Origin of the sequence: Catenulispora yoronensis (assembly GCF_039531695.1) — a bacterium.
Classification (GTDB): Bacteria; Actinomycetota; Actinomycetes; order Streptomycetales; family Catenulisporaceae; genus Catenulispora; species Catenulispora yoronensis.
Window position 1 is genome coordinate 1 of sequence record NZ_BAAAQN010000157.1, and the last position, 785, is coordinate 785.

The window sequence follows — 785 nt, forward strand, 5'->3', positions numbered from 1 at the left end:
GTGTCTGATGTCTGACGTCAAGGTCAACGGCAGCGCTTGCTGCGACCGTCCCGGTCGCGCCGCTTTCACCGTGCCGGCGAAGGACTGCCGGCACTCTGCGGGGCAACGCCGTTTCGCGCCCGCGCTCTTCGTCGTTGCGGCGGGTGCCTGCTCCTTTCCCCTGGTACCCGTATCACCCGTTTGAGTCCATTCGCCGGGGCTGAGACAAGCACAACCCGTCTTGCTGTCCAGGGGACGGCAGGGCCTTTCGCAATAAATTTTTCCCGGCCATTCCGCTGCCGCTTCATTAGGCCGAAAAAAATTTCCCGCTCACCCCCGGACATCTGCACCGGGCCGTGCTCGTTTACGCCCTTGCGGCGAACGGCTCTCAAACGGGTGAAGGTTATATCCAGGGGGCAGGTTCAGCAGGTCCCCGCACAAAGTCAAAACCGCGGCCCCGGCAACTCAACGGGTGATGTTCTTTAAAAATCAGGAAAAAGAAAAATGCAGGATCCTTCATTGCGAACGTATCGGATCGCATTTCTGGGAAGCAATGCCAGCGGCAATCTGCCGATGTTTACCCGGGTGCAGGCCACGACCGGAAAACGGGCGATAAAAGCGTTTATTGAACGCTGTGAACCCGTCAAAGGCTGGTTTCTGGGCGAACCGGAAGACATTACCGATCAGCTTAAGAAGGAGGAAGAAGAAGCGGGAAGCAAACCGCAGATATGAAAAAAGCAGGGTAAACCCTGCTTCTCCCACGCCGTAAAAATCGCACGAACGGTTTTTCCGGCTTCGTTAACTAC

The 785-nt window shown here is 56.9% G+C and carries 1 protein-coding gene; it reads left to right on the forward strand.

Annotated elements, in window-relative coordinates; all coding sequences use genetic code 11:
- Positions 1-483 precede the first annotated feature (483 nt).
- On the forward strand, positions 484-711 hold the full coding sequence (locus ABD481_RS46505) for a hypothetical protein (protein ID WP_001568050.1): 228 nt from the start codon (positions 484-486) through the stop codon (positions 709-711).
- Positions 712-785 lie beyond the last annotated feature (74 nt).